The organism is Metabacillus litoralis (assembly GCF_007994985.1).
GTDB lineage: Bacteria > Bacillota > Bacilli > Bacillales > Bacillaceae > Metabacillus > Metabacillus litoralis.
Genome location: NZ_VOQF01000001.1, coordinates 129,745 through 154,322 on the forward strand (window position 1 = coordinate 129,745; position 24,578 = coordinate 154,322).

At 31.1% G+C, this 24,578-nt stretch carries 33 protein-coding genes and 2 pseudogenes; 1 reads left to right on the forward strand and 34 read right to left on the reverse strand.

The genetic code is table 11. From position 1 onward, the window contains the following. Positions 1 to 49: 49 nt before the first annotated feature. The 14 genes from FS935_RS00620 to FS935_RS00685 form a co-directional block, all read right to left on the reverse strand. Positions 50 to 520 carry a hypothetical protein gene (locus FS935_RS00620; RefSeq protein ID WP_146945603.1) on the reverse strand — a complete coding sequence of 157 codons (471 nt, stop codon included), beginning with the start codon at positions 518 to 520 and terminating at the stop codon, positions 50 to 52. Between the two features lie 97 nt (positions 521 to 617). Next, positions 618 to 1,043 (reverse strand): stage III sporulation protein AH, encoded by a 426-nt coding sequence (locus FS935_RS00625; protein WP_146945604.1) that lies wholly within the window; start codon positions 1,041 to 1,043, stop codon positions 618 to 620. 172 nt (positions 1,044 to 1,215) lie between these two features. Next, on the reverse strand, positions 1,216 to 2,097 hold the full coding sequence (locus FS935_RS00630) for a TIGR01777 family oxidoreductase (protein ID WP_146945605.1): 882 nt from the start codon (positions 2,095 to 2,097) through the stop codon (positions 1,216 to 1,218). Between the two features lie 126 nt (positions 2,098 to 2,223). Next, positions 2,224 to 2,592, reverse strand: coding sequence for a hypothetical protein (locus tag FS935_RS00635; protein ID WP_146945606.1), 369 nt, complete (start codon positions 2,590 to 2,592; stop codon positions 2,224 to 2,226). A 188-nt stretch (positions 2,593 to 2,780) separates the two neighbouring features. Then, the gene (locus FS935_RS00640) at positions 2,781 to 3,230 is read right to left on the reverse strand and encodes a CDI toxin immunity protein (protein ID WP_146945607.1); all 450 of its coding nucleotides are present in this window, start codon (positions 3,228 to 3,230) and stop codon (positions 2,781 to 2,783) included. A gap of 293 nt (positions 3,231 to 3,523) precedes the next feature. Continuing rightward, the gene (locus FS935_RS00645; RefSeq protein WP_146945608.1) at positions 3,524 to 3,961 is read right to left on the reverse strand and encodes an NHL repeat-containing protein; all 438 of its coding nucleotides are present in this window, start codon (positions 3,959 to 3,961) and stop codon (positions 3,524 to 3,526) included. 192 nt (positions 3,962 to 4,153) lie between these two features. Next, on the reverse strand, positions 4,154 to 4,573 hold the full coding sequence (locus FS935_RS00650; RefSeq protein ID WP_146945609.1) for a VOC family protein: 420 nt from the start codon (positions 4,571 to 4,573) through the stop codon (positions 4,154 to 4,156). Positions 4,574 to 4,736: 163 nt separating this feature from the next. Beyond that, the gene (locus FS935_RS00655) at positions 4,737 to 5,072 is read right to left on the reverse strand and encodes a ribonuclease E inhibitor RraB (RefSeq protein WP_146945610.1); all 336 of its coding nucleotides are present in this window, start codon (positions 5,070 to 5,072) and stop codon (positions 4,737 to 4,739) included. A gap of 130 nt (positions 5,073 to 5,202) precedes the next feature. Next, positions 5,203 to 5,634: a YhfM domain-containing protein gene (locus tag FS935_RS00660; protein WP_146945611.1), complete on the reverse strand. Its 432-nt coding sequence runs from the start codon at positions 5,632 to 5,634 to the stop codon at positions 5,203 to 5,205. A 181-nt stretch (positions 5,635 to 5,815) separates the two neighbouring features. Continuing rightward, entirely contained in the window at positions 5,816 to 6,100 is a 285-nt protein-coding gene (locus tag FS935_RS00665) for a hypothetical protein (protein WP_146945612.1), read from the reverse strand. A 542-nt stretch (positions 6,101 to 6,642) separates the two neighbouring features. Continuing rightward, positions 6,643 to 7,383 (reverse strand): type I methionyl aminopeptidase, encoded by a 741-nt coding sequence (gene map, locus FS935_RS00670; RefSeq protein WP_146945613.1) that lies wholly within the window; start codon positions 7,381 to 7,383, stop codon positions 6,643 to 6,645. A gap of 116 nt (positions 7,384 to 7,499) precedes the next feature. Further along, a complete protein-coding gene (locus tag FS935_RS00675; RefSeq protein WP_146945614.1) occupies positions 7,500 to 7,931 on the reverse strand; it encodes a hypothetical protein in 432 nt (143 codons plus the stop codon). Positions 7,932 to 7,937: 6 nt separating this feature from the next. After that, positions 7,938 to 8,135 (reverse strand): helix-turn-helix transcriptional regulator, encoded by a 198-nt coding sequence (locus tag FS935_RS00680; RefSeq protein ID WP_146945615.1) that lies wholly within the window; start codon positions 8,133 to 8,135, stop codon positions 7,938 to 7,940. Between the two features lie 247 nt (positions 8,136 to 8,382). Continuing rightward, complete coding sequence (locus FS935_RS00685; protein ID WP_146945616.1) at positions 8,383 to 9,108, reverse strand: YqjF family protein; 726 nt, start codon at positions 9,106 to 9,108, stop codon at positions 8,383 to 8,385. A gap of 927 nt (positions 9,109 to 10,035) precedes the next feature. On the opposite strand from FS935_RS00685, the gene FS935_RS00695 reads away from it, so the two are divergent. Beyond that, positions 10,036 to 10,146, forward strand: a complete 111-nt coding sequence (locus FS935_RS00695; protein ID WP_146945617.1) for a YjcZ family sporulation protein — start codon at positions 10,036 to 10,038, stop codon at positions 10,144 to 10,146. Positions 10,147 to 10,424: 278 nt separating this feature from the next. On the opposite strand, the gene FS935_RS00700 is transcribed toward FS935_RS00695, so the two are convergent. The 20 genes and pseudogenes from FS935_RS00700 to FS935_RS00785 all read right to left on the reverse strand — a co-directional run bounded on the left by FS935_RS00700 (position 10,425) and on the right by FS935_RS00785 (position 24,301). Further along, positions 10,425 to 10,700, reverse strand: a complete 276-nt coding sequence (locus FS935_RS00700; protein ID WP_146945618.1) for a histidine kinase — start codon at positions 10,698 to 10,700, stop codon at positions 10,425 to 10,427. Between the two features lie 73 nt (positions 10,701 to 10,773). Then, positions 10,774 to 11,679, reverse strand: coding sequence for a hypothetical protein (locus FS935_RS00705; protein ID WP_146945619.1), 906 nt, complete (start codon positions 11,677 to 11,679; stop codon positions 10,774 to 10,776). 253 nt (positions 11,680 to 11,932) lie between these two features. After that, on the reverse strand, positions 11,933 to 12,706 hold the full coding sequence (locus FS935_RS00710; RefSeq protein ID WP_193559337.1) for an SDR family oxidoreductase: 774 nt from the start codon (positions 12,704 to 12,706) through the stop codon (positions 11,933 to 11,935). A gap of 516 nt (positions 12,707 to 13,222) precedes the next feature. Further along, entirely contained in the window at positions 13,223 to 13,384 is a 162-nt protein-coding gene (locus tag FS935_RS23275) for a hypothetical protein (protein WP_158638479.1), read from the reverse strand. A gap of 169 nt (positions 13,385 to 13,553) precedes the next feature. Further along, positions 13,554 to 14,147, reverse strand: a complete 594-nt coding sequence (locus FS935_RS00715; RefSeq protein ID WP_146945620.1) for a hypothetical protein — start codon at positions 14,145 to 14,147, stop codon at positions 13,554 to 13,556. Between the two features lie 54 nt (positions 14,148 to 14,201). Then, positions 14,202 to 14,810, reverse strand: a complete 609-nt coding sequence (locus FS935_RS00720) for a hypothetical protein (protein ID WP_146945621.1) — start codon at positions 14,808 to 14,810, stop codon at positions 14,202 to 14,204. Positions 14,811 to 14,983: 173 nt separating this feature from the next. Further along, the gene (locus FS935_RS00725; protein ID WP_240050770.1) at positions 14,984 to 15,163 is read right to left on the reverse strand and encodes a DUF3953 domain-containing protein; all 180 of its coding nucleotides are present in this window, start codon (positions 15,161 to 15,163) and stop codon (positions 14,984 to 14,986) included. A 116-nt stretch (positions 15,164 to 15,279) separates the two neighbouring features. Beyond that, positions 15,280 to 15,534: a hypothetical protein gene (locus FS935_RS00730; RefSeq protein ID WP_146945622.1), complete on the reverse strand. Its 255-nt coding sequence runs from the start codon at positions 15,532 to 15,534 to the stop codon at positions 15,280 to 15,282. A gap of 5 nt (positions 15,535 to 15,539) precedes the next feature. Beyond that, entirely contained in the window at positions 15,540 to 16,238 is a 699-nt protein-coding gene (locus tag FS935_RS00735; protein WP_146945623.1) for a hypothetical protein, read from the reverse strand. Positions 16,239 to 16,318: 80 nt separating this feature from the next. Further along, positions 16,319 to 16,480 carry a hypothetical protein gene (locus FS935_RS23280; RefSeq protein WP_158638480.1) on the reverse strand — a complete coding sequence of 54 codons (162 nt, stop codon included), beginning with the start codon at positions 16,478 to 16,480 and terminating at the stop codon, positions 16,319 to 16,321. A gap of 27 nt (positions 16,481 to 16,507) precedes the next feature. Continuing rightward, positions 16,508 to 16,945, reverse strand: coding sequence for a DUF5412 family protein (locus tag FS935_RS00740; RefSeq protein ID WP_158638529.1), 438 nt, complete (start codon positions 16,943 to 16,945; stop codon positions 16,508 to 16,510). A 144-nt stretch (positions 16,946 to 17,089) separates the two neighbouring features. Further along, a complete protein-coding gene (locus tag FS935_RS00745; protein WP_146945624.1) occupies positions 17,090 to 17,278 on the reverse strand; it encodes a hypothetical protein in 189 nt (62 codons plus the stop codon). A 946-nt stretch (positions 17,279 to 18,224) separates the two neighbouring features. Then, positions 18,225 to 18,781 (reverse strand): annotated as a pseudogene (locus FS935_RS00755) (DEAD/DEAH box helicase family protein). 426 nt (positions 18,782 to 19,207) lie between these two features. Next, positions 19,208 to 19,330, reverse strand: coding sequence for a hypothetical protein (locus FS935_RS24130; RefSeq protein WP_275669547.1), 123 nt, complete (start codon positions 19,328 to 19,330; stop codon positions 19,208 to 19,210). Positions 19,331 to 19,637: 307 nt separating this feature from the next. After that, complete coding sequence (locus FS935_RS00760; RefSeq protein WP_146945626.1) at positions 19,638 to 20,147, reverse strand: GrpB family protein; 510 nt, start codon at positions 20,145 to 20,147, stop codon at positions 19,638 to 19,640. Between the two features lie 155 nt (positions 20,148 to 20,302). Then, a pseudogene (locus FS935_RS23790) lies at positions 20,303 to 20,748 on the reverse strand (hypothetical protein). A 58-nt stretch (positions 20,749 to 20,806) separates the two neighbouring features. Next, complete coding sequence (locus tag FS935_RS00770) at positions 20,807 to 21,673, reverse strand: hypothetical protein (protein WP_146945627.1); 867 nt, start codon at positions 21,671 to 21,673, stop codon at positions 20,807 to 20,809. Positions 21,674 to 22,234: 561 nt separating this feature from the next. Then, a complete protein-coding gene (locus tag FS935_RS24370) occupies positions 22,235 to 22,360 on the reverse strand; it encodes a GrpB family protein (protein WP_338036888.1) in 126 nt (41 codons plus the stop codon). A 245-nt stretch (positions 22,361 to 22,605) separates the two neighbouring features. After that, positions 22,606 to 23,412: a methyltransferase domain-containing protein gene (locus FS935_RS00780; protein ID WP_146945628.1), complete on the reverse strand. Its 807-nt coding sequence runs from the start codon at positions 23,410 to 23,412 to the stop codon at positions 22,606 to 22,608. Between the two features lie 628 nt (positions 23,413 to 24,040). Continuing rightward, positions 24,041 to 24,301, reverse strand: coding sequence for a hypothetical protein (locus FS935_RS00785; RefSeq protein ID WP_146945629.1), 261 nt, complete (start codon positions 24,299 to 24,301; stop codon positions 24,041 to 24,043). Positions 24,302 to 24,578 lie beyond the last annotated feature (277 nt).

Genomic DNA, 24,578 nt, shown 5'->3' on the forward strand with positions numbered 1-24,578 from the left:
TTATGTCTTACTTCCGCATAAGCACCTGTTAGTTCAAAAACAGCTTTTCTCAATCTAAATAAGGCGAAGTGTAATTTTTAACAAATAAACCACTCTTTTCTATCTTCATTCTGGCTTTTGGACAATCCTTATACGCACCTATGTACATATAATAATCGTAACCGAAATGAACGAAGAATTTCCCCTGTAAAGTCATCTTACACCAGACAACTTCTCGTAGAGTTAACATTGCTATTTCTTTTATCTCTTGAACGCTAAGTTCTTGATTTGAACGGATGGGTAAAATGTGTTCAATATCGTCCATTTCTCCCTCAAAATCACTTAGGTACACCGCTTCTAATCCCAAATCCTCAATAAAATAAAAAATAGAGTCTATATACTTTTGCTCAGTTTCAAAGTATTCACTTTTATCGATTTTCGCATCAAAATCCGAATATGAAGTCCATTCGTTAGTATCTTTATAGAAACCATTTTCATCTCTGTTTAGAGGATTATATTTTGAAATTCTGCACGAGTACATAAAATGATAACCTCCAAACATTTATTTCTTTTTACAGGAAAGTTGCTCTATTAGTTGAATAAGAAAAAAGCGATTTGTTATTAAAGCAAAGCCACCGTTACTTCAATAGAAAAGTATCCCAAATTGTTTCATCTACAAAAAAATATTCTTCATGAGAACACACAGCTAATATACATTTATCATTGTGATAAAACATCAAATCTTCTGGTAGCTCACCAATCCAACCAAAGAGGGAATGACTACGTTCTTTTAAAAATTGAGTTGTAGCGTTATTCATTTGAAAATAGAAAACGTAAGCTGAGTCTTTAGCAAGTCTTGTGGTTTCCCATTCTTTTTGTATTCGTCTTTCTATTAAATGCCATTTAATATCGGATATCATATCATCAATATAGGCAAGACGCTCTTCTTCAATCTCCATCATTCGTCTATCTTCAACAAAAGCAAAGCGGTTGCAATTTCTTGAGAGTAAGTCTATTAATTGCTTATACTGTTTGCCCTTTACATTTTTATAAATCATTAACATATGAGCATCACCTCAACACCGAGTCTACATATCTACAGCTTTTTGCACTACATTTATCTTTTGCTTGCTATGAGTTTAATCTCCTTGCACGCTGAAAAGCAGCTGTTTCTATTGAACACTCGCACCCGTTTAAGAGTAATCATTCACAATCTAATTTATTGAAAATCTCAATTTACAAAATGTCTTGCAAGGTCTTATCAAGAGTTCCAAAGGTAAACGTGAAACCTTCTCGTTCTAACCGTTCTGGAAGCACCCACCGACTTTTTAATACCAATTCTGTTTCAGTTTTAATTAGAAGTGAGCCAATCTCTAACATCCATTTTGGTGATGGTATACCGAATGGAACATTCATTGTTTTTCTTATTTCTTGCATCAATTTACGATTACTAACTGGTTGTGGTGAAGAGCAATTAAAAACACCACTTAAATCCTCTTTATCTTTCAAAAAGAGAACGATTTGAAACAAATCCTCGACATGTATCCAACTAAACTTTTGGTTTCCCGTTCCCTGAATACCTCCAAGTCCAAATTTCACTAAATTTCGATAAGGTATAATGACTCCGCCGTTTTTACCTAATACAATAGCTATGCGTAATGCTATTTGTCTCGTTTTTGGTAAGTCAAAGGAAAAGAAAGCTTTCTCCCAGTTTGTTGCAACATTAACGGAGAATCCAGACCCTATTTCTCCATTTTCCTCTGTCATCGGACGATCTTCTGCGTGTCGATAAATCGTCGCCGTACTGGAATTCATCCAAATCTTAGGTGGATTTTTACATGCTTGTATTGACTCTCCAAGGATTGTAGTAGTTCTAATCCTTGAATTCATAATTTCTTTCTTATTTTCTTCATTGTATCTACAATTCACAGATTTTCCTGCAAGATTAATAAGAAGCTCACTATCATCTAATGCCTCTATAATCCCTTTTTGATCATCCCAAGAAATATGTTGTTTTTGTCTTGATATGATATATACTTCATATCCTCGTTCCTCAAATTTTTTATGAAAATATTCACCGATGAAGCCTGTTCCCCCTGCTAAAACTACTTTTTTCATAAAAAAACTCCAATCTACTATAAAATCTTACATATTTATAATCTCTTCTTATATAAATGCACTTTTTTGTTGAAGAACGCTATTGAAGTAAAATTCAGTTTAGTTGAATTAAAAACTCCATTTATTTTAATTTTCATCTATCTTTTCATCAAGTACCCATTGAATTTCTGCCTCAAAATCTAACTGAAGGACAGGATTTGGAAAACTTTCTGGGACAAACTCTAGGTCTTCTGAAAATCCAAATATGAAATTCTCTATTTCAATAGTGTTTGTTTCATTCCAATTGGACGATGTACTCAATGCTCCTTCCAACACTCTGCCGACTAAATGATAATTTCCTATGTATAATTTTGTCATGGTTTCTTCAGTTGGGAATTGAGAAAGATGTGCTGGCATAGCAGGATTGATTCCTAGCTCGTTAAATAGCTTTGCTACTGAAGTATCTAAATGCTTACAAGCTTCTACAAAATTGTTACAGTATAGACAGCTGCACACATCTATACCTTTCTTATAGTAATCTCGAGTCTTATCAATATCGACTTCTACTATCCAATTTGCTAATCTTATCTGCTATAGCACTATGACACCTCATCTCTTATAAATCCCGTTTATATGTAAATATTCTATTAATATCTTCACAAATCCTTCTGAACTACCCTGCACGTTTGTTGAATAAGGATATGTTATAAATACCCTAATGTAATTTCACCTTCATGGTAAACTTCAATTACATATTTCTTCGGAACATATAGGAATGTATCTGAACTTACAGCTACTAACTCTTCAAATGCTCCTATAATATTAACAAACTTAGTTTTTAATACTGGTGAATTACCATAACTCCAATATACTTCAATATTCTCTTGGTAAAGTATGTCTGTAACTTCTTTTAAGTTGTGTATCGTTTTATATTTATTGATTTTACTCCAATCAATTCTAGACCATTTTGTAAAAGGTATTTGTTGTTGAAATAAATCATAAAATTCTTTACTCTTTGAATCGGAATAAACAATTACTTCATCACCAAGAGCCTCGATACATTCTTCAAATAGAGGCCCATATTCAGGTTTTTGGTTTACCTTTTGACGTTCCAATAATAGTTCTAATCTTTTCTTCCTCTCATTGTTTTCCATGTCATGAACACCCCATATTTTTCAAGTAAAGCACCCTTTGCTTTAGTGACGTATTCACAACCACTTAAAATAATTGGTCATTTAATCAAAGGATACAATCTTTCCATGGCTATTTATCCCTCTAAAACTGAAACTACCTACAACTCCATTTGGTAACTTACTGTAATGAGCTACAAATCCATCTTTTACATCCATTTCAATAAAAACAGTTGATTGCTCTTTGACTATGCTTAATGGTGTATTTTTTTTATCATCTTCTTCATTACTAACAATTACCTTCTCAATATCCTTATCTAATACCTCTGCTGCGATATTACATCATAAAATTCATCTTCTATTTTGGTTCCAGACCAAGTAACTTTCATTTTTATATCAATAGTTTCTGCACTAATAATTGTAATCTCATAATAATCAGCTATTAAGAAATCCCCCAAAGGGCTTACTGTTAAACTTTGATATTGGGGCTGGGACTCATATTCAGTTAATTCTCCACTGATACAATCAAGTTTAAACAGATAATCCGTAGTAAGGACAAGAACACAGCTATGCTTTTTTGATACTGCAACTTCTCGTGGAAAGCCTCGAAAATTCCCACACCATTCAGTTAAATCATTATTTGAGAATTTTATCCAAGTCCAATCTTGAGAGGTCCATGAATTCGGAATATCATAAATCTTTTCTTTGAATTCTCCTGAATATGGCTGGGTTATTATCTCTGCTTTGATTATCATTCGTTTATCCTCCATAAAAAACCTTCTTGTACTCTACTGCTCCGTTAGTATAATAAATTCTATAAAAATAGCGTCAATCCCTTCTTGGATCAACGCCCCCGTTTGTTTAATAGGCTCTATACTTTCACTCTTTCGAAATGCTAAATATTTGGAATGCTACACGTTAGTTAAACAAAAAAGTAAATCTTGATTTTATTTTGAGATTAAATATTTCTCTTTGAAGATAGGACTAAGTTCACTCCATACATCAAATTTATTACCATCTAAATCAAAGAAAATAAAATTCCTTCCAGCGTGTCCCCTGTTTTCAATATCTCCAACTCTTATCTCATTATTTATAAACTCCTTATGCAGTGCTTCCAATGCATCTAAACCATTTACTTCAAATGTTAAAGAAAAACGTTCAGTACCATAAAAATCAATAAAATTAGAACTTTGACTTTCATTTGACTTCACAAGAAAAACACTTTGATTTGCAAGGTTTAAAATCGCTTTGTCTTCATCTTTATAAGATAACTCTGCACCTATTTTATTTACATACCATTCAGTGGAAAGCTGTACATTTGTTACTGGAATATAAGTCGTTCCAACCCTCAATAATTTCTCACCCATTTTATAAATTCCCTCCAATTTCTGATATACCAATTATTCTCTTTTTATATACGAAAGAGACGGGTCTTCTTTGTTATTGTAATATTTCAAAGTTACAGGTGTATATTTTCATGGTAGTTCAAGAAGAACAGATAATTATATAGACTAAAGAACAGCTATTTAATCAATCAACCATAAGTCCCCATCCATCTGTGTATCCATCATAAGGTTTACTTAATTCATCAAGTCTTTTTTGTATATCAATAATGTCTTCGTGATTTAAAAGCATTTTTATAAAACAATAACAAGTCCACTCTTCAGTTTCATCATCTTGTTCTAATTCACAATTAAAACCATCATCACTTAATGCTTTTAATACAGCTTCACCACTCTTTTTATCAGGAACTGCAATAAAAAAATCTACATCTTGTGGTTCTTTAAAATCAACACCTTGTTTATATAGCATTTTTAACACTTGCCCATCTTCATCATTAGGAAATTTTTTAGAGAATAGTTTCATTATTTATCTTCTCCTTCTTTCTTGAGTATTTAATATTTTTTTAATATTTTACCATCTTAATTCAATTAACCTGCTCCGTTAGTCGAATAAAATAACTTTTCTTCGAGCATCTCACCGTTTAGCTTTATAACTATTCCACCCTAGATAACTTTTCTCCAGTTAAGACCTCGAATAAAACAGCAGAATTTTCTTCATTTAATAGTGCATATTTATTCGATGCTTCAACTATCTCAACTTTGTCTATATTAGGATTAATCCAAATTTCGTATCCTACCGCTTTAGCCTCTATTTTTGAATCCTTAAACTGAAATATAAATTGGTAATCTGCAGGACGATCCATATTTAACTTCGCATCCTCCCAATCCGCTTTTTTTAATATTTTTTTTATCTTTTCAACTTTGTCGTTTTCAGTTATTATTTTGAAGTTTTCATATTCATTTCCATCGCTAACACGTTTCTGAACAACTATATTTTGTTTTTCATCTCCTATGCCATTTGTACAACCCGTGGTTAATGATAACAAGACTACAAACGAGAAGAATAAAAGCATTCTAAACTTCATATCTGACCACCTCATTTAATAGACGTGTTTTCCTTACTAAAGTTCCATTAAAATCATTGTTCAGCAAAACATCTTCTTAGTTCAATAACAAAAAGGAGCGATTTCTTCATAAAGAATCGACCCTTTAGCGATCAATAATGACTTACACATAGGTGCATATTTAAATGATGTGACTAAAAAATTATTTCTTACCTTTTCGTTCTAAAAATATAGGTGCTATATTTAGTAGTATAGAAACAATTGTCAAAAACCATAATGCCCTTTCCATACCAGGTACTACATCCATTAAAGCTGACCAATCTTCCACTTCTACCCAATCAGATACAAGACTGTATTCTGCACAAAGTGTTAATGCTGTAAATGATAATCCCATCGCCATCGCAAGCTTATAATCCTTTCCTGCTGTATACATATAAAGATTTATACAAGTCACTACTATTGCAATAACCCCTAATATAATCCACATAACTATCCCTCCATACAATTGTGAATCCACTCAATTTTTGTATTATTAGACATTAATACTTCAAATCTTATTTTATAGTAAATGCTCTTCCTTTTATGATTTCTTATTGAACAAACCTGCTCCGTTTAAGATCATTCATTCAGAAACACACCATTAATTTTAACATATAATTACAATTACCTTTATTTTATTTAAAACTTAAAAATAAATATTTTTCATAGAAATAAAAAAGTAAAAGACCAAATCAAGTGGGATTTGGTCTTCTACTTATACTATTATTTAATATGTAACTTAACTTCACTTTAACTATCTTACCAAATTAATTAAAAGTTTTACTGATAGATAGTTCATAAACCACACACTTTAGTGATACTACGTCAAGATAGTTTTTCTTTTTTAAGAATGGAAATAGTGGCTCTGCTACACCAATATTTCTAATCTATCAGCCTAATAGATGATTTTTACATCTTCCGTTTGACTAAAAACGCACTTCCATTAAAACTATGACGATAAAACTAACTCTATATACTTCCCTAGTTGATTTAAAGCGTAACGATAATTGGGCCATTTTTCGTAATGATAATTGTATGCTCAATTTGGGCAACAAAGCTTTTTTCTGTAGCATAAGTCCAGCCGTCGTCTTTTTGGAAAACTTCTTCTTCAAGAGTTGAGATAAAAGGTTCAAATGCGATAACCATGCCTTCCTTTAATAATTCATTATCCCATGTATCATTATAGTTATAAATGTGATCAGGAGCTTCGTGTATGTTTCGTCCAATACCATGTCCTGTAAGATTTTTGATAACAGTTAATCCGTTCTCTTTCGCCGTTTGAAAAACTGCTTTTCCTATTCCGCTTTTTTTGGCACCTGGCTTTACTTTTTTAAGTCCTGCTTCAAATGCTTTCTTAGCCACGTTACATATTGTCGTTAATATTTCTTCTCCATCGCCTACTACAAACGATATTCCTGTATCTGCAAAATATCCATTTTTAGAGCCAGAAACATCTATATTAACTAAATCGCCTTCTTGAATAACTCGAGAACCCGGAATACCATGTGCCACTTCTTCATTAACACTAATGCAAGTATAGCCAGGAAAATCATATTCACCTTTTGGAGCTGATACTGCACCCGCTTTCTCGAAAAGCGTTCCAGCTATATCATCAAGTTCTTTGGTTGTTATGCCAGGGATTGTTCTTTCTACTAATTCATCTCTTATTGAGCCTACAATTTTACCAATTTCCTTCAAGCCATTAAAATCTTCTTCTGTTTTTGCTATCATCGTATATCCTCACTTTTTAAAGTATCTATTAGTATTCCTATTAGATTCTATCATAAAGATAAAAGCTATTGCTCCATCTAGGCTGCTTCCTAGTGAAAATTTTGGAGAATTGATCCTTATTCTTCGTTATTTTCATCAAGTCGTTTTTTTCGCAAATAATAGATATAGATTATTGGAATAAGACCGCAAATAAATAATATCCCGCCCATAATTACTCCATCAATTATCTTAAATCCATCAGTACGAGTTACAAAGAAACCGATAACAGTTGATATGAGAAAAAGCACAATCAGAGAAATATTTAGACTTCTTTGCGGTTTATTTTTATTATTTTCATGATCTGCAGTAATACTCATTGATAAATATACTGAAATAACGGTGGTTATCATAAATACGAACCATAGTGGATTTTCTCTCATTCCGTCTAGCCCTTTTGTAGCTAAGTCATATCCTAATATCCCAAGTATACCAATTGTTTGAATAAAATAAGCAATACGGATATTATTCAAATTTTGTAATACTAGACGTTCATCTGTAATCTTTTTCATCATTATTCACTCCTTTTCTACCCAAAAAACTTCATCTAATGTTTTATTAACTACATAACAAATTTCCAGACACAACTTTAACGTTGGATTATATTTTCCCTTTTCAATTAAACTAATTGTTTGGCGAGTAACACCTATCTTCTCTGCAAGTTGTTGTTGTGTTAAACTTACTTGAATTCGTGCAATCTTTACTTTATTCTCCAAATTGTAGAATCCCTCCTCAGAACGATTGTAACATATACATTACATAATTCAATATATATGTTACATTTGAAGCATAGTAAATTCCTAAAAAAATGTTTGTTTGATCAATATCAAAAGCTACTGTCTTACAACTCTAATTTATACTCAACCCGTATTTTGATGAACTATAAAAAGCACTTATGAACATTTCGAACACAAGTGCTTATGGTTTTTCACTAATTCATGATGGATTTTAAAAATAAATTCATTAAATTTTTTCTAAACCCCATAATACTACGTCTATTCCCTTTGAATAATGGAGTAATGGTTTATTTTTTTCTGATTGAAAATCACTTATCGGGATCATAGTATTACAAGTTATATTTGCTTCTGCATGTTGTAATGGCCACGGATCATGATTTATTTCCGAAAGATAAAATTTGTTATTGTGTGTTGTGTATAAACAGTACCTTTCTGTTAACCAGTTTTCTAAGGTACCTGTTTGTGCGAAGAATATCTCTGATGTTGGCTTATATGAAGCAGTAAATTCATATTTCCCTTTTTGTTTATGTCTAATTGAATGATATTTTATTGTTTCACCATCTTTTCTGGACGAAATATTTGCATAATAATAAGGTAAGTAGAAAAATGTTTTAGCTACTTGTACAGCTAAGAAATTAGCAGCATCTAAACTAAAAAAGTAAACTCCTGGTTTTCCGTTTTTAGTAACATATGTTCGAACATTAATTTCAGCAAAACTTGAAGTAAAGGGTATTTCTGGGAGGTATCTTAGACGGATATTCCTCATTTCAAAAGGAACAACAGCAATCCAGGCATCACCATTAAATGTATCGATATCTAAATACTCTGGTATATAAGGTCTTATTAAATCTATATCAATCTTCCAATGTGCAAAAAGTAAATGTTCCCATGTTTGTTTCATAACCCAGGGTTTCCTTGGAACGGGCCAAGGACGAGGATGACTATTATTCATAAAATAACCTCCAAAATGGATGATAGATAAAAAAGAATCTTTATGATTATTACAATATATTCTATGTGTTTACCTAATTATAGATGGTCTAGCACCTAACATCTACCATACTCAAATATACAAGATTATAAATGTTCCTAGGTTTAATATGTATTTGGATATTTAATCTATTCTCCTCCTATTAAAAGCTACAAACAAAATAAGCATTGATATAATTAAAACAATAACACTAAAATTTATTTTACCACTACCAATAAAAGTATAGAAAAATGCTATTATTCCATATATTAAAAGAAAACCAGTAAATTTCCTTCCTATTTTATTTCTCTTTTTCAAGAAAACCCCTTCCTTTCTTAATTTTATTTTCTATTAGCTTTTTTAATACTTCATTGATCTCAAAATGATTCGGATAGAGAGAAGTATGTAAATCGTGAACTGGTTTATTTAATTTTGCACTTAATGCAGAATCTTTCGTTTCGCTAATTTTAATTATGTTTCCTACCTACTTATTTCAATCCTTACTCCTTAGCAACTTGCAAAAATTCATTTCATTTCTATTTATATTTTCTGTCCTACCCTTAGTGTCAAACATTCTTTACATACAGATTGATTTTATGTACTAATTTTATTAATCTGCTATACAGATTTAGTGTTCTTATTATCCTTTTAAGTACCGCTAACTCATAATCTATTGTTCGTTCTTTTTTTAAAAATTAATTATCCAAAATCAACGACTGTCCATTTCAAACTTGTATTGACAGCATAAACTATTAGTACACCTACAATATTTCATGTATATATCTTCCAAGGGCACTCAGTTGAGTGTCCTTTTGTTTTCAAAAAAAGAGAAATACTGATTCATTAATCCAATCATGATTAATTTTCAAACATACTATAAATTAACCTCATAATAAGGAGGTGTAACATATGGGCGCAGGTGGATATGGTTCAGGTGCAGGTTTTGCACTAATCGTTGTTTTATTTATCCTTTTAATCATCGTTGGTACTTCTTACGTTGGCGGCTTCGGTGGTTACTAATTTAACTTGAGTATTTTTAGTTGAAGCAGACTACTTTTGTGGTCTGCTTTTTTTAAATACATTATTTCATAATCTTGATTTTAGATCATTTTTATATTTTAAAGGAAATACTCCAAACACGATTCCAATTAAAACATATTTCATTATCCCGTTAAAAAAGTAGTCAATAATTGCTATATATAGCATGAAAGAAATGACAAATAAAACTAAAACTCTAAAAATAATTTGATTTATTAAACTCATCCTCGAAAAAAGCTCCCTTTCTTTTATCAAACTACTTATGTCCCAAAATTACCAACCATCATGATTGCAATAACCAAAACAAAGATGATCAACAAAATTAACATACCAAGTGAAGAAATAGATAAAGTAATGGTTTTCAAATGTCCTTTCACACTAAAAAGTGCCGTAAAAAATGCACCTAGTAAAAGGAATAATAATAAAAATAAATCTAATGATTCGGGTAAAGCTGTCAACACTTCTGGAATAACAAAACTTAATATGATAAATGTAAGAATCAATAACAAGGAGATTAAGCTCAGATATTTTTTCATCAAATAAACCTCGCTTTAATTAAACACACTCTGTAATGAATTTACTTTTACAAAGGTCGCATCAAGATTTCTATTATTCCTCACTAAAATTCACGTCAAACAGATAATCAGTTGATTCGGCACCTTCAAAGCTTTCAAATATAATATTTCCATTATCATCTTTTTTTTCTTCTGTTTTCTTCAAAGCGTATGTTAATATATAATAGCCTTCAAATGGTAATTTTTCATCATCGATTAAATGTATATCTCCATTTGATATAAAAAAGGAATTTTCATTTCCCAATTCATGATAAGTTCTTTGCCCAGTACTTCGTATCACATAGGAAGAAAAGTTACCTTTTGCAAGAGTAATATCTTTAATATCAAGTATAGTAAGATTTTCAAAGAAATAATAAGCTGGAATTAATCGATCGTATTGCAGCCATGAATCAAGCTGACTGCGTCTAAGCTCATACCTATTATTTTCAGTGTCATATCGAATTTGATAAAGGTTATAATTGTTGCCATTTTGTTCGAGTAGCTGCCATCGTAAATCTGTTATTTGACCATTTTTACCATAGTTTAATTCAAAATCCTCAAGCCTTAAATGGTTGTGCTCTATCTTTAATTTTTCCTTAATTTGATCATATTCATCTTGAAAGTTCACGGTATAAACTGAATCAAGCTCACGTTCGATAATTATTGGCCGGCTTTGCCATTCATTTATGGCAAATGGCAAAATCCAATGAACCAATATAAATGCAGTCACACCAAAAACAGCCGCCATTTGTTTTACATCTACATTTAGCTTAGGTCGAAAAAACAACAAATACACTATTAACCCTAGAGGTAGTGTGAATTGATTGAAATTAAAAGCAAATGAACCTAATATAAAATATCCAACTATTTTTAACGGAAAATAAGCTTCTGTTTCTGTTTTTTTCCGCACTAAAAATAAGAAACTAACAATTAATACACCTGTGTAAACGATTGAAATCAATTTTCAGCCCCTATTCTGGAAGTAAAAACTCTCCTGTTTTGTTAGAAGTAACCTTTTATTCATAATGACATATTGATGCTGACAAATCGTTAACACCATAGTCAAAATCCCCATAACCAGTCTGTACCGTTAGCAAAAAAAACGACTGTTCTTTAATTGAACAATCGCATCTCTTATTTTATATACAATAATTCAGATGATTTTTGATATGTAGATATTTAATAGAGCTCCAGAATAAGAGCCTTTTACACATTTATCGTTTAAATCCACCTTCTGAATGAATAATTTGTCCTGTAATCCAATCTGCTTCATCACTCACTAAAAATTTAATTGTTTTTGCTACATCTTTCGGTACACCTATTCTTCCGAATGGAAACATCGGTTTTAAGTGCGTTTTTATTTCTTCAGTCATCCAGCCGGTATCTGTTGGACCTGGGTTTATTGCATTAACTGTAATACCTAACGGAGCTAGTTCTGCCGACAATGTAATAGTTAGAGCATCAATTGCTCCCTTGGTCGTTGCATATGCTAATTCTCCAGGCATTGGTCCTTGAAACTGACCTGAAGTAATATTAACTATTCTTCCACCAGATATCTTATTAAATTTTTGAGCAAATTTACTACTCAAAAGTACTGTGGCACGAACATTTACCAAATAATGCTTATCTAATACCTCGGCAGTAAGATTAGAAAAATCATTATTGGTTGAGTAAGCTGCATTGTTTACCAAAATATCTGGAAAACCTAGGTGCTCAATTACAGTATTTATAAGTTCTTCTGGTGCATCATGTAAGGTTAAATCTAATTCCATACATGATACTTTCACACCTTTTTTTAGTAATTCCTCTTTCAGTTTCAATGGTTCATCTACAGAAAGGCTCCAAGGCATTTCCTTATCATATTCCGTCCAATAAGTCAAAAAGATATGATACCCTGCTTCAGCTAGCTCCTTACATATAGCTGCGCCAATCCCTTTAAGACGGCTAACACCCGTAACAATTGCAATTTTATTTTTTAATAGATTCATAATTATCCCTCCAAATGAAGGACGCACCATACAAAACAAAAGGAGATACGATTTTCCTACAATAGAACAGATACTCAAGATCCATCCTGTAAAAATGGCTGTTGAAGCCGTATAATGCAATCCTTAAATGATTATTGATAGTTAAATAACCCTCATAAAGAGAGTTAATATTAATCTATCCAACTACTAATCATTACAAGTTAATCCACATTAGAATTTAGCTCCTTCGATTATCTCCAGCATATTAATTTTAACAAAAAAGGGTATTAATTACAAAAACAAATTCCTTGCATAGTTTAATACAATAAACAGCAACTAAGTATAGAATACCTTTTCATTTATTTCCAGTATTACAGTACCTTCTCACTCTATTATTCCTTCATCTCAGTTTTTCACGCTACACCTTAACTCATCTTCCGTTAATTATATTCCATTTGAAATTGTCTCATTTTATCAATGTACTAAAAAAGTCGATTTCAAATATTGCTTAGAATCAACTTTCATTTCTTATATATTTTAATCTGTTCCAGTAATATTAATTTGATTATGTTTTAGAACTTCTCCTAACTGATCTGCTTGTTTATTTTCATCAGGTTGAGTCATTCCTGACTTCTTTTCAAAATAAACCGCAATACTACCAATAACAACAACAGGTATTAACAAAAATAACCAAATCATAATAATACCTCCTTTAGTGGTATTGATCATTATTCCATTATTATACCATATATGTGGGATTATTTTACAAAAATATTAAAAACACACAGAGAAAAGATAAATCAATATTTTTTAAAAGAAAACACTTCTTAGTTCGAGTTTTTAACCTATTGGGGTTTCTACACATAAATTAATATTCTAAATTAAAGGACAAATCTCTAGTCCAATAATCAACGATTACATTTGCGTGTTTGAGATCTATTGTTTCTTTTAAATATGTAATAAATGTATCAAAATCGGTTTGTGTTAAATCACTATGATTTTCATTAAACTTTACAACAACCAGAGGTTTTCCTATTGCTACGTCATAACTAACATATATATATCTTGTATCTCCAAAATGTTCTTTTATAAATTTTTCAATTTGCGGTGTTATTTCACGTTCTAAATGTTCCTCTTCTTGATCGATATTAATCGAATCTTCCATTCGCTTCATTTTTTTATCATAAAATACTAAAAAGGTATCTTTTGTATTAGTGTTTTCAACTGTTACTCCATGTTCAAAATAGCCATAATGCTTAAAGTCAGTGGACGACAAAATATCTTGTATTTCATAACTTATATCTTGATAGTTTTCAGCTAAATAATGTTGTGTTTGTTTTATTGCTTCGTCTTGATCTTTCTTGTTAAGGATACCGATTATTTTAAAAGCTAAAACTATTAATAAAAAGAATATAATAATCGCACCAAATATGTATATTAACCTTTTAAACCCATTCTTCATATGGACTTTCCTTCCCATGTTTACAAACCTGTTTTGCTTTAAGTGATTATGAAGTCACTTCGTTTCAACATTTAAAATGTTTCCAGTTCGTTCCAAATACGTGAAGCTGTATGTTTTACCTTCTTCTATGTTAAATACCTTTTGATCCAGCAGATAGAGTTCTTGTTCCTCCGTCTTGATTAACGCTATTTTTGTTGAGCTTCCGGTATATACCTCCACAACTTTAAGATCATCTCTTTTCATCACACCGTTTGAGTAATCCTTCATATCTCCCACACTATTAATTGTTAAAGAACTTAATTCTTGAAAAATGAAAACACTTGTGACGAGAGAAATTATTCCTGTGCCTGCCCATAAAAATACCTTATTTCTACTTATTTTTTGAGGATTTTTTATTGTGATTACTGAGCTAAAATAAATTATAAAGAGAAGTAGGGTTATTCCTCCCAAAAACAAAAAAGCAGTTCCTATCCAATCATAAATAAATGCATGATAAAGATCTGTAGCATAAAATATTCTAAGAAAAGTAAAAGCTACACCTAACAAAACAAAAGTACACATTACAATAAGGAAACCATATATAATTCTTATCCTCTTGCGATTTGCAACATCACGTTTGATCCGGGCTTGCAAATAGTGTGCTTTTTCTCGCGAACTGATCACTTAATCTCCTCCCTTTGCAAAATTCTTAGTATTCGGATGGTATTATATAAAGATAAAACTAATAGTCTTACCTCATTATTTCCTAAGCATTACCTAAAAGTTCTTATTGACCCGCACCGGTTACTTCAATATGAAACTGTTTATTGATACAAATAAAACAAATATAAATACAACTATACTAACCAGCCGTAAACTTTTTGGCCTTTTTGAAATTCTCTTAATCCCATTATCAACATCGTTACACCTAACAATAAAATCATATATGGTTGAAATCTAAAATCCTCAGTAATCAATGCATACCCTGCAAGTGAAATAACCGCTATTGAAAAAATAACTTGCAAAAACTTTAACAATTAAACATCCCCTATTAACCAAGTCACAATATTCCTAACTGATTCGTAAACAAACCTGCTTTTTTACTAGCGAATCCTTTGTTATAATTTGCTTTCATTTATTGAATATGTGCTATTTAAAATATCGTTAAAAACGAGAACAGAAATATAAATAAAATATACTTATAAGCAGCAGCTGGTGATTTCTTCTTATTTGAGCTTCTCCTAATATCTGATGTTAAAAAAGCAAGAAATACAATAATTAAACTATATGTAATTATTTCTGTTATTGATGTTGTACCAGTAAATAGTGTTAATAATAAAATGCTGCTAACAATGACGATTAACGAGCTTGTCACATACTCTGGTTTAAATCTTGAAACGTTTTTCAAGTGAATTAGCCTCCAAAAAAAGTGTTTGAAATACTGTCAATATCTCTAATAGTAGGGATTTTCCCGTTTGTATCTCTTACGATCATATAAGAACCTGTTTCTTGTTTTTGAGAGTTTTCATCATGCCTAACAATCAACTCGATGCCTTCCCCATTATCTTTTAGCAATTGTTGATAATAATTAAATATACCTTTCTCTATTTCTATTGCTTTTTCTTCCCTAAAAGGATCTTTCAAATCAACATAAATGGTTATCCATAAATCATTTTTTACTTCTTCAATAGGTTTAGCAAGCTGACTTATTTTTCTGCTTGCTTCTTCACGATAACCAATATTAAGGGTAATTTCCTCTACACCTTCAATAAACTTTTCTGCATACCCCCATTTATCCAAACCCTTTTTATTCCACAGTTCTTCCATATAAAAATCCACAATGTCATTTGGTCGGTTCCACGCATCAAAAATGATCCCACTTTCAGTTGTTAAGGTTGCCCCATAACCAACAGTGTGTGTATAAAAGCCTTCGCTATTTTCGATAACAATATCGTATTTCTTTTGCATTTTTCCTTTCAATATTTGTGCTGTATCTCTTTTCTTTTCGGGATCACCATTTATACTTTTATCAAAATAGTTAAAACCAAAAATCCCCAATATTGAAATGCCTATTACTATGATAAAAATAACAATTCTCCGTTTTTTATTCATACTATTATCCTCAATTTAAAACTTTCTTTATAAATTTATTGTATAGCTTCTATTCTTTTCTGTCCGACACTTTCAGGTTTCTAATCCTTTTTATAGAAGCCATAAAAGAAACCAAGCAAAACAACTAAAAACCCTGGATATATTAAAAGTCCACCCCTTGTTGTGGTTGTAGTATCTAGTGTAATAATTGCACCTAATAACATAATACTTATTCCCAATAGCATTATTCTTGTTGAATTCATAAAACTCCCCCCTATAAAACTTATAAGTTAGTTTTGGTAGCAAGTCTCATATTCGTCTTTCATTAACAAACTTTTACAAGCCAAACCATTTCTATGATAAATCTCTTTACCAATTTCTAGTTCTATACTTCTATTTGAATTTGGAACATCAGGTTCATCATTTAAAATGTACAATGTATCCTCGTTCAGCCACTCCATAGCAAAATTACTTTTTGCATCACTATAATAAACAACTTGACCTTTATGTTTCTCATTATTGGTTGTAATTTCCACCATTAAATTAACACCACCTGCTGCACCACCATGTGGTTCATAAAAAGCATTAGCTGTATATTCTTCAGTAGGTGATATTACTAGACCTGGTCCCTTTTGAATAGATTCTCTATTAATTTCACTAAATGTAAAAAAGTATGTTTCATATATATAAATTGAGCGATTTTCTTCAATATTGAAACTCCATTTAATCCATTAGATGTACATTTTCTGTACTTGTTTCACAATAATACCGAATACTTCTTATTCTATTCTTCTTTAGCTAAACTGCACCGTTAGTTCAACAACTTCCATTGAATCAGATGTATAATCTAAACATATTCTTAAATGCAAAATTCATTTGGAATTATTGATCCTTTCTTCTTTCTTTTCATAGCGGCTTGAAAAGAAAAGAGTAAGGAAAATTCCTAATAAAACGAAGCTTATACAAATATAAAAGGGAAAATCCAACCGTATATAAGCTGCCGTTGACACTCCTAAAATTGTAATCCATTCAAATACTAAAAATGGCTTTATGTATTTCATTAATTGCCCCTCCTTAAATCCCAAATATTGTTAACTTATTTTAACATATTTAGAATTAAAGAGACCTATAAAAAATAGTTTAAATAGAGCCAACTATAGAAAGCTAGTAACTAGTAAAAGAGCCAAACCCTTGATAGCTATAGGATTTGACTCTTTGTTAACGTTATAGATGATTTTTTACATCTTTGTTTATCAACAGTTTTCTAGTTTTTTAGATGACTGTTGGTTGTATAAGTAGGGTTATACTAGCTCTTCAATTTTAAAGCCTCACTAACTGAATAAAAATGATTTACATTTTTGATATACCGTTAATGAAAATGCTAAATAACAAACTTATTGTTGTTAAGCCAGCAACTGGGAGGGCAAAACCTTTGTTGTTTTTAAATTCATATACAACTGTGACATATCCTGCTGCGCATAACATTAACCATATTGGCATAAAAATGGCATTTGCAATATTTGTTGGTAATAAAGTGTAACCGTTAGATAAGAAAAATGCCCAGTGCAAAACCAACAAAGCTAATATTGTATAAGAAATTCTTCGCGGAGATTTCCCTTTCCCTTTTTTTAAAAAAGATATAATTGGAATAATAATTGAAGTTATTGCAATAATGCCTATCACCAGTAAAAAAATTATTGAGAATCCAATGATGACCACTTCCTTTAAAATATATTCTATAATTCAACATTTTCACATAAAAACACACACGATAAGTTGGTTTTATCTTAGAACATAATTTATCGTTTGTCAATAAATAGTTATTAATAATCAATATGGAATTTTTCTTATGGAAGCTTCTCCTAAAAAAACACCTCTAATTTGAAGATATGATTCTTAAATATAATTCTATTCAATTAACCTGTCCTGCTCCGGTAGTGAAAAAGCGAATGTTCTTATAGAACACTCGCTCACATTTAGTTGAAGAACATGCCCCTGGATATTTAATTATAAATTAAATTGTTCTTTTATCATTTTCACCACTTCTTGTGGACTCAAATTTGTATTGTCAATTCTTAAATAATGTTCTTTTTTGATCTCACCCTCAAATGAATTCAATCTGTGCTTTTCCTGTGTCTCCCTTAGTTCTTTTTCTGACCATTCAACATTTCTTTTTGTTGGCTTGTGTTCAAGTCTATGTGGACTTTTATTTCGCTCAAGTCTTTCTTCCAACACTGCTTCAAGTTCTACCAAATAAACAGTCCCTCCTCTTGACTCAAATACTCATAAACTTCATTAACATAATCCCAATCTTCTTGCATATCGAACGCCCACAGATAGGTAAATATCAAGCCTTCTAAGTCACTCTTTGCAACAGCCTCGAATATTTCTTTTCGAAATTGATTAACTAACCTCCACATTTCCGGATTAAAACCGAATAAAGGTGAAAGTAAATCAATGGTCATATGATTATGAAAAAGTTTCAAATCTGTTAATTTAGCTAATTCCTGTCCTACAGTCATTTTCCCAACTGCTTGGGGTCCAAATATCATAACAAATTTCATATATTTCCTCCGTTACGTGATTTTTCCTAATAATTCTATCTATATTGATTATTTTCCTTCTTCCACTATTCTGCACCTTTAGTGAAAAGTAACTGTTTCTTGAAGAAACACACGTTACATTTAATGAATCACCACTTCCCCTTATAAATAGCACTAATTACCGTAACCTTTAACTCTATTTCATTTAAAGAATCTAAATCATAAAATTCAAGTTTCATATTTAGACCTCAAATTTTTGGGATGTACCTTAAAAAATTCTTTACACTGTGCAAATACCCCTTATTCTTTATCAATTGTCATACTTTTTTAAAGTAAATGCTTACTTAGTTGAATAAGAAAAATGCCTCCCCCTTTAAAGCGGGCATTCCGAACGTCATCAAATATACAGATACTTCATCACTATTAGTAATTTCAAAGTGAAACTTATTATCCTTCATCTTCTCCAATATCGACTTCTTCAATGTGATAATCATATATCTCAGCATCAGGATGACCAAACACATGCCCTCTCTTATTTATCCTGATAATCCGAATTACTATGGTTATCAAGATCCCACCAAGTGAAATGTACAAACATAAATAATTATTTAGTAAGTAAGAAACCAAAAAAAGTATACTAGAGGGAAGTGCTATTATTAACTGTAACTTTTTCATATACAACCCCTATAAGCATATTGAAATTTTTGTTTAAGTTAAAAACTAATATTTTTGTAATTTTATTTTGAAATTGATCTAAAGGTTTATTATTAAGCACTGATTCTCGGTCATTTAAAAGCAATTAAACAAACCTGCTCCGATAATAAAAAAACGACTGTTCTGATTGAACACTCGTATCCGTTTGCACAAAAAAATTTGATTATTCTTCTTTCGCTTCTAGCAGAACTTTTTGTATAAAAGGTGCTTTATTCTCTGTATAAGCCACTCTGTCAAAACGATAATTTCTCGCTAAATCAAGTTTTAGTTGATGGTATTCCATTAAAACAACAGGATTATTTATTAAATACTCTCTAAACAAAATCTGATTGTTCCATTCTTCGCCCCCAAATTGATAAATATGCAAATGATGTGTACCCGCTCTCCATTGTCCTTTTCTAAAGAATCGTCTTTCTGGAAACTCTCTATGGTAAACAAATTCGTATTCTATTTGTTTTAATGGATCTATAAATTTGTCAACTACATCCAAATCATTTACTCCAATAGCAATATCTATAATCGGCTTAGCCGCTAACCCTACAATAGATGTACTTCCTATGTGTTCAATTGATATAACATTGTCAGCTAAGATTTCTTCTAGTTTTACTTTTTCTTCGACAAATTGTTTAGACCAATTTGAATTGTATTCTTCAATTGTTATTTCCTTATCCATTCTTTTCCCCTATCTCAACTCTACTGGATTCTTTGTTTGCATTAATTTCCTTTTTGTTGACATAGAAAAAAGCACCCTTTGTTGAAGGAATGCACCCGTTTGTTTAAGTGTAATATTTCACAATATAGGTTTTAAAAATCAACTTTTGAAAAAAATCACTTTGAGTTAGTAGATTTACTTTCCTTTATTCCTTTAATACACATCCATTTTTTATTTGCATGCTCATAAAAACTAACCGTAGCAAACCCTGTCTTTTTAAACAATTGCTCCATTTCCACTTTTGTTTTATACGATTTCATATGATAATTTATTTTGTATAATTCGGCTGTAATTATAAAACAGCCTCCTGGTTTCAATACTCTACAAACTTCATTTACACTCTTTTCTAAATCAGACCAAAAGTAATGTGTATTGTTTTCCCGCCACCGCACCCTACATCCAACACAACCGATTCTTCTTTCATTTTTATCTCCTCTAAAGCCCATTTGTTCATATTAGTGTGAGCGGTATTCATTATCCTCAACATTAATGATCCTATGATTCCATTAGGATTCTTAGCTTGTTCTATTAACTTATTTAACCTTTTATATTCAACATATATATATGATTCCCCCTTCAAGTATAATGTTTCTTGAACTTTCTACCAAAATAAACAGAGATTATCTGTTTCCAGTCCTAATCCCAAACTGAAAGGACACTTTTTGTGAATTGTCCATTGTAATATATACTTTAACAACTTGTTCTTGTATATGTGTAGGTAGTAAAAATTCATTTCCTTCTACTTTTAAATCTTTTATCTTTTTCCCATCTATATAGAAAACTGAGATTGAATAATCCCTTTTTGAATTTGGTATGTGTACCCTTGTCTTTATTTCTGCTTCTTTCTCAACATTGAATTCGTTTATCCCTATAGGATCAATTGGTAGTAAATAAGGTTTGTTATCGACTGGACAACCGTTGCTACCGTCTGAATCCCAACATGTATTTGGTGTTACTTCAACGACTTCACCATTCACATCGAGTTCAACCAGGGGTAACTCTTCGTTCTGAATCTGAGAAAATTGCCATTTATCAATTAAGTTTGGCGTTAATAAAGTCAGTAAAAAGATAAATGGAACAATTAATACAAAGTATTTTTTCTTACTTGTTGATTCTCTAAGAAAAACAAGAGTGTCTACCACAAAAAAGATCGAAGAAATAAAAACTGGTATGAAAATTAAAAAGAATTCTTCATTAAACAAGATTACTCCTATTATTAAGGCGGGTACGCTATGAAGTAGTAGATTAATAAATGGTTTAAAACGAGTAACCTTCTTCAAAACGAAACCAGTAATTATATTGACTGGTATCCCTAGAAGGATCATAAAAGGAGAAGCGAATAGACTATATATCAAAATCAGTCCTAAATAATCCTGAATGAAACTATTTCCATATTCTCCTAAAATTAATGGTAAGATCAAAATTGAAATAACGATAGATATCAATGAAACTATTATCTTCTTTTTAAAGATTGCTTTATTGCTCATCTTAACCTCCTATTTAACAAGGGAAATTATTAATCTGACCTCTTTATTAGGAAATCCTTTATGAATGCACCAAACCTATTGAACAAAAGATAACCAAAACTAGCCATATAGCTTTCACGAAATTTAGAAGAGAAGAGATGACCTGCATGCTCCTATTAGAACCATTAAAAACAATACTTCCTATTAGTAATAGTTGTTTTCATTTTTTTAGCAAGAGAAATTTTCTACCTTTCATTACTTCGATACTATTCAATTGCTTTCCGTTCCAAATTTTGCACAAAATCATTTTTCCCATCGCAATACCCCTTCAATATCCTTTAGAAACTGTTGGGCAAGTCTTTCTTTTAACTGACCGTACTCAACCATATCTTCTTTATGGGAAATAAGGTAATCAGAGCTGCAATATGGCGTTCTAATTCGTATTCATTATCGTACTGAGTAAAATATGAATTTGAATTTGGTGTGTTCCGTTTTCTCCGCCCTTTCGAAAGTATCTTCTTCCTATAATCCCTAATTCTCCAAGCGGCTCGTAACTTAATTCAATCATTTTTCTTAAATTTATCAACTTTTTTTAATGTTTTTAACTACTGGCATTATATCGATGATTGGCTTAGCTTTTAAGTATGGGGCTGCTGTACTTCCTATATGGTGAATTTGAACAAGTTTATCATTGAATATATCTCTCATTTTTTGTTCTTCCTTTTTATAAATTTCAATCCATTTTTATCACAACCTGAAACTATGATATTCATTTCTTGATTAATCATTGTTCATTCCTCTCTCGACTACATATTTTTCCTCTTCAAGTATTCTGCTTCGTTACTTCGATCAACATAAAGAGCTACTGCTTCGTCTTGATCTTTAACTCTTGCACGCCGTTAGTTGAAGAAAAAGTGCTCTACCAAATATTTAAAAAATACCGGTTAACAAATTCAATTACTCTTTTTAGTTCCTTCTACTGCCAATAAATACATTACTTGAGATTTTGCTCTTTCATTTATCCATTTCCTAAAATCATCCTCAGCTCTTGCTCGTTGACTTTCAGTGATAGTTCCATCGTTGACCATTTGAATCCCTTTAGATGAAGCAACTCCAGCCAAGATTTCAATATGTTTTTGAAAGTCATTATCTGTACGTTTTGTCATTTCATTTTGAACAGTAACTTTTAAATTTGTAAGCCCAGACTCTTCAAACATCTTTGTAAGATGGTCAGCTATTTCATTGTCCATACCTGCATCAGAACGCCATTTTAAAAAAGCATCGTAAAAGTTTTGCATAGTTTCTGGAATGTCTGGTTCCCAAGATATTTTTGTATGGTTATAATCAAGCACTAAAACTTGACCATTATGTTTGGTGGATTGAACCATTTGATTTAAAGCAGTTTGTGGATTTTCAAGCCATTGAAGAACCCTTGCGGAAGTAACAATATCAAACTCATTATGAAATGGGAGATTATAAATATCAGCAATTTCAAAGGTTAGCCCCGGAATATTTTTATAGTTTTGACGTGCCTTTTCAATTAATGCTGGATTGTTATCAATTCCGATTACACGTCCATTTGGACCTACAATTTCTGCGATACCAGAAGTAATAGCTCCTGTTCCACATCCAATATCGAGTACAGTCATTCTAGGTTGTAATATTTCTGCCAACCTTTTATGTGACCTCTTTAATGAGCGAGCATCAATAATACCTGATTCCTTTAATGTCGCTCTTTCTTTTGCTACTTCAGCTGCCATTACAAATCCTCCCTACACATTAATTAATCCAATAATTCCCAATAACTTATCACGTATGCACTTCCATATCAAGAACTAAATAATATACCTTAATTGCACTAAACTGTGCCGTTAGTGAAAAAGCAACTGTTCTTGTTGAACACTCGCAACCGTTCGCACAATAACTACTATTAAGTAATTTACTTTTTTTGATTATCTTTTAATGTTTTAGCCATTGCTAAAAATACAATAATAACAAAAATCATAGAAAATATAATTACTGAATACAAATTATCACCTCATAATCCACCTAAATAATACAATAATTTAAACCCAGGTTATTCCAGTAACCTGCACCGTTAGTTGGATATTGCTGCAGATTAACATATACTTTTGCTAGTTTCTGTTCCTAATGCATTTTCATTTAAGGGTTGGAATCCTCATTTTGAAAGAATAGATCTAAATCCCTTAGCAAAGGAATTGAATTACTAAAAAGATGTCTAACATTATTATCGAGTTAACAATTTAATTATTGGTATCCACTCCAAGTGGAGCAGCTTGAATATATTGGACTAACCGATCCTGAGATAGTAGTAATAAGGGCATAAAAGCTATCCTAGAACGTTCTTTTTGAAAGTATAAGTTCACATTAGAGAATTACTGCTCTTAGATAAAACACCAAATAAAGTACGAATGGAATAAACGTTAGAAAAACTCCGATAAACTTGGTTCGTTCTTTAAACTGTAATAGAAACCCGACTGCCCACAACACAAATAACAACATAAAGTACCATCTGTAAGTTGGTGTGTTTGTTTCACCTATTCCTGGACCACTCATCCAAATTGAAAATAACAATACAAATACCCCTGAAAGAGTATTCCAAGTATGTCTCATTATTTTTTTGAACATATCACCATCTCTTTTCGTAATGTAGTAATCTGCTCTTTTAGTTTAACATTAATTTCCTTTTTGTTGACATAGAAAAATGCACCCCTTGTTGGAGGAGTGCACTCTTTACCTTAATACATCATTTCAAAATTTCATTTAAGATGGTTTGTTTTTGATCTAATTGATTCTCCTTATAAGTTAAATAAGTATTATTTAACATCCATTTTTAACTTATCAATATATTCTTGTCCTTCTAACAATGAGAGACCTTTAAAAACAAAGTGACAATGAAAATAGA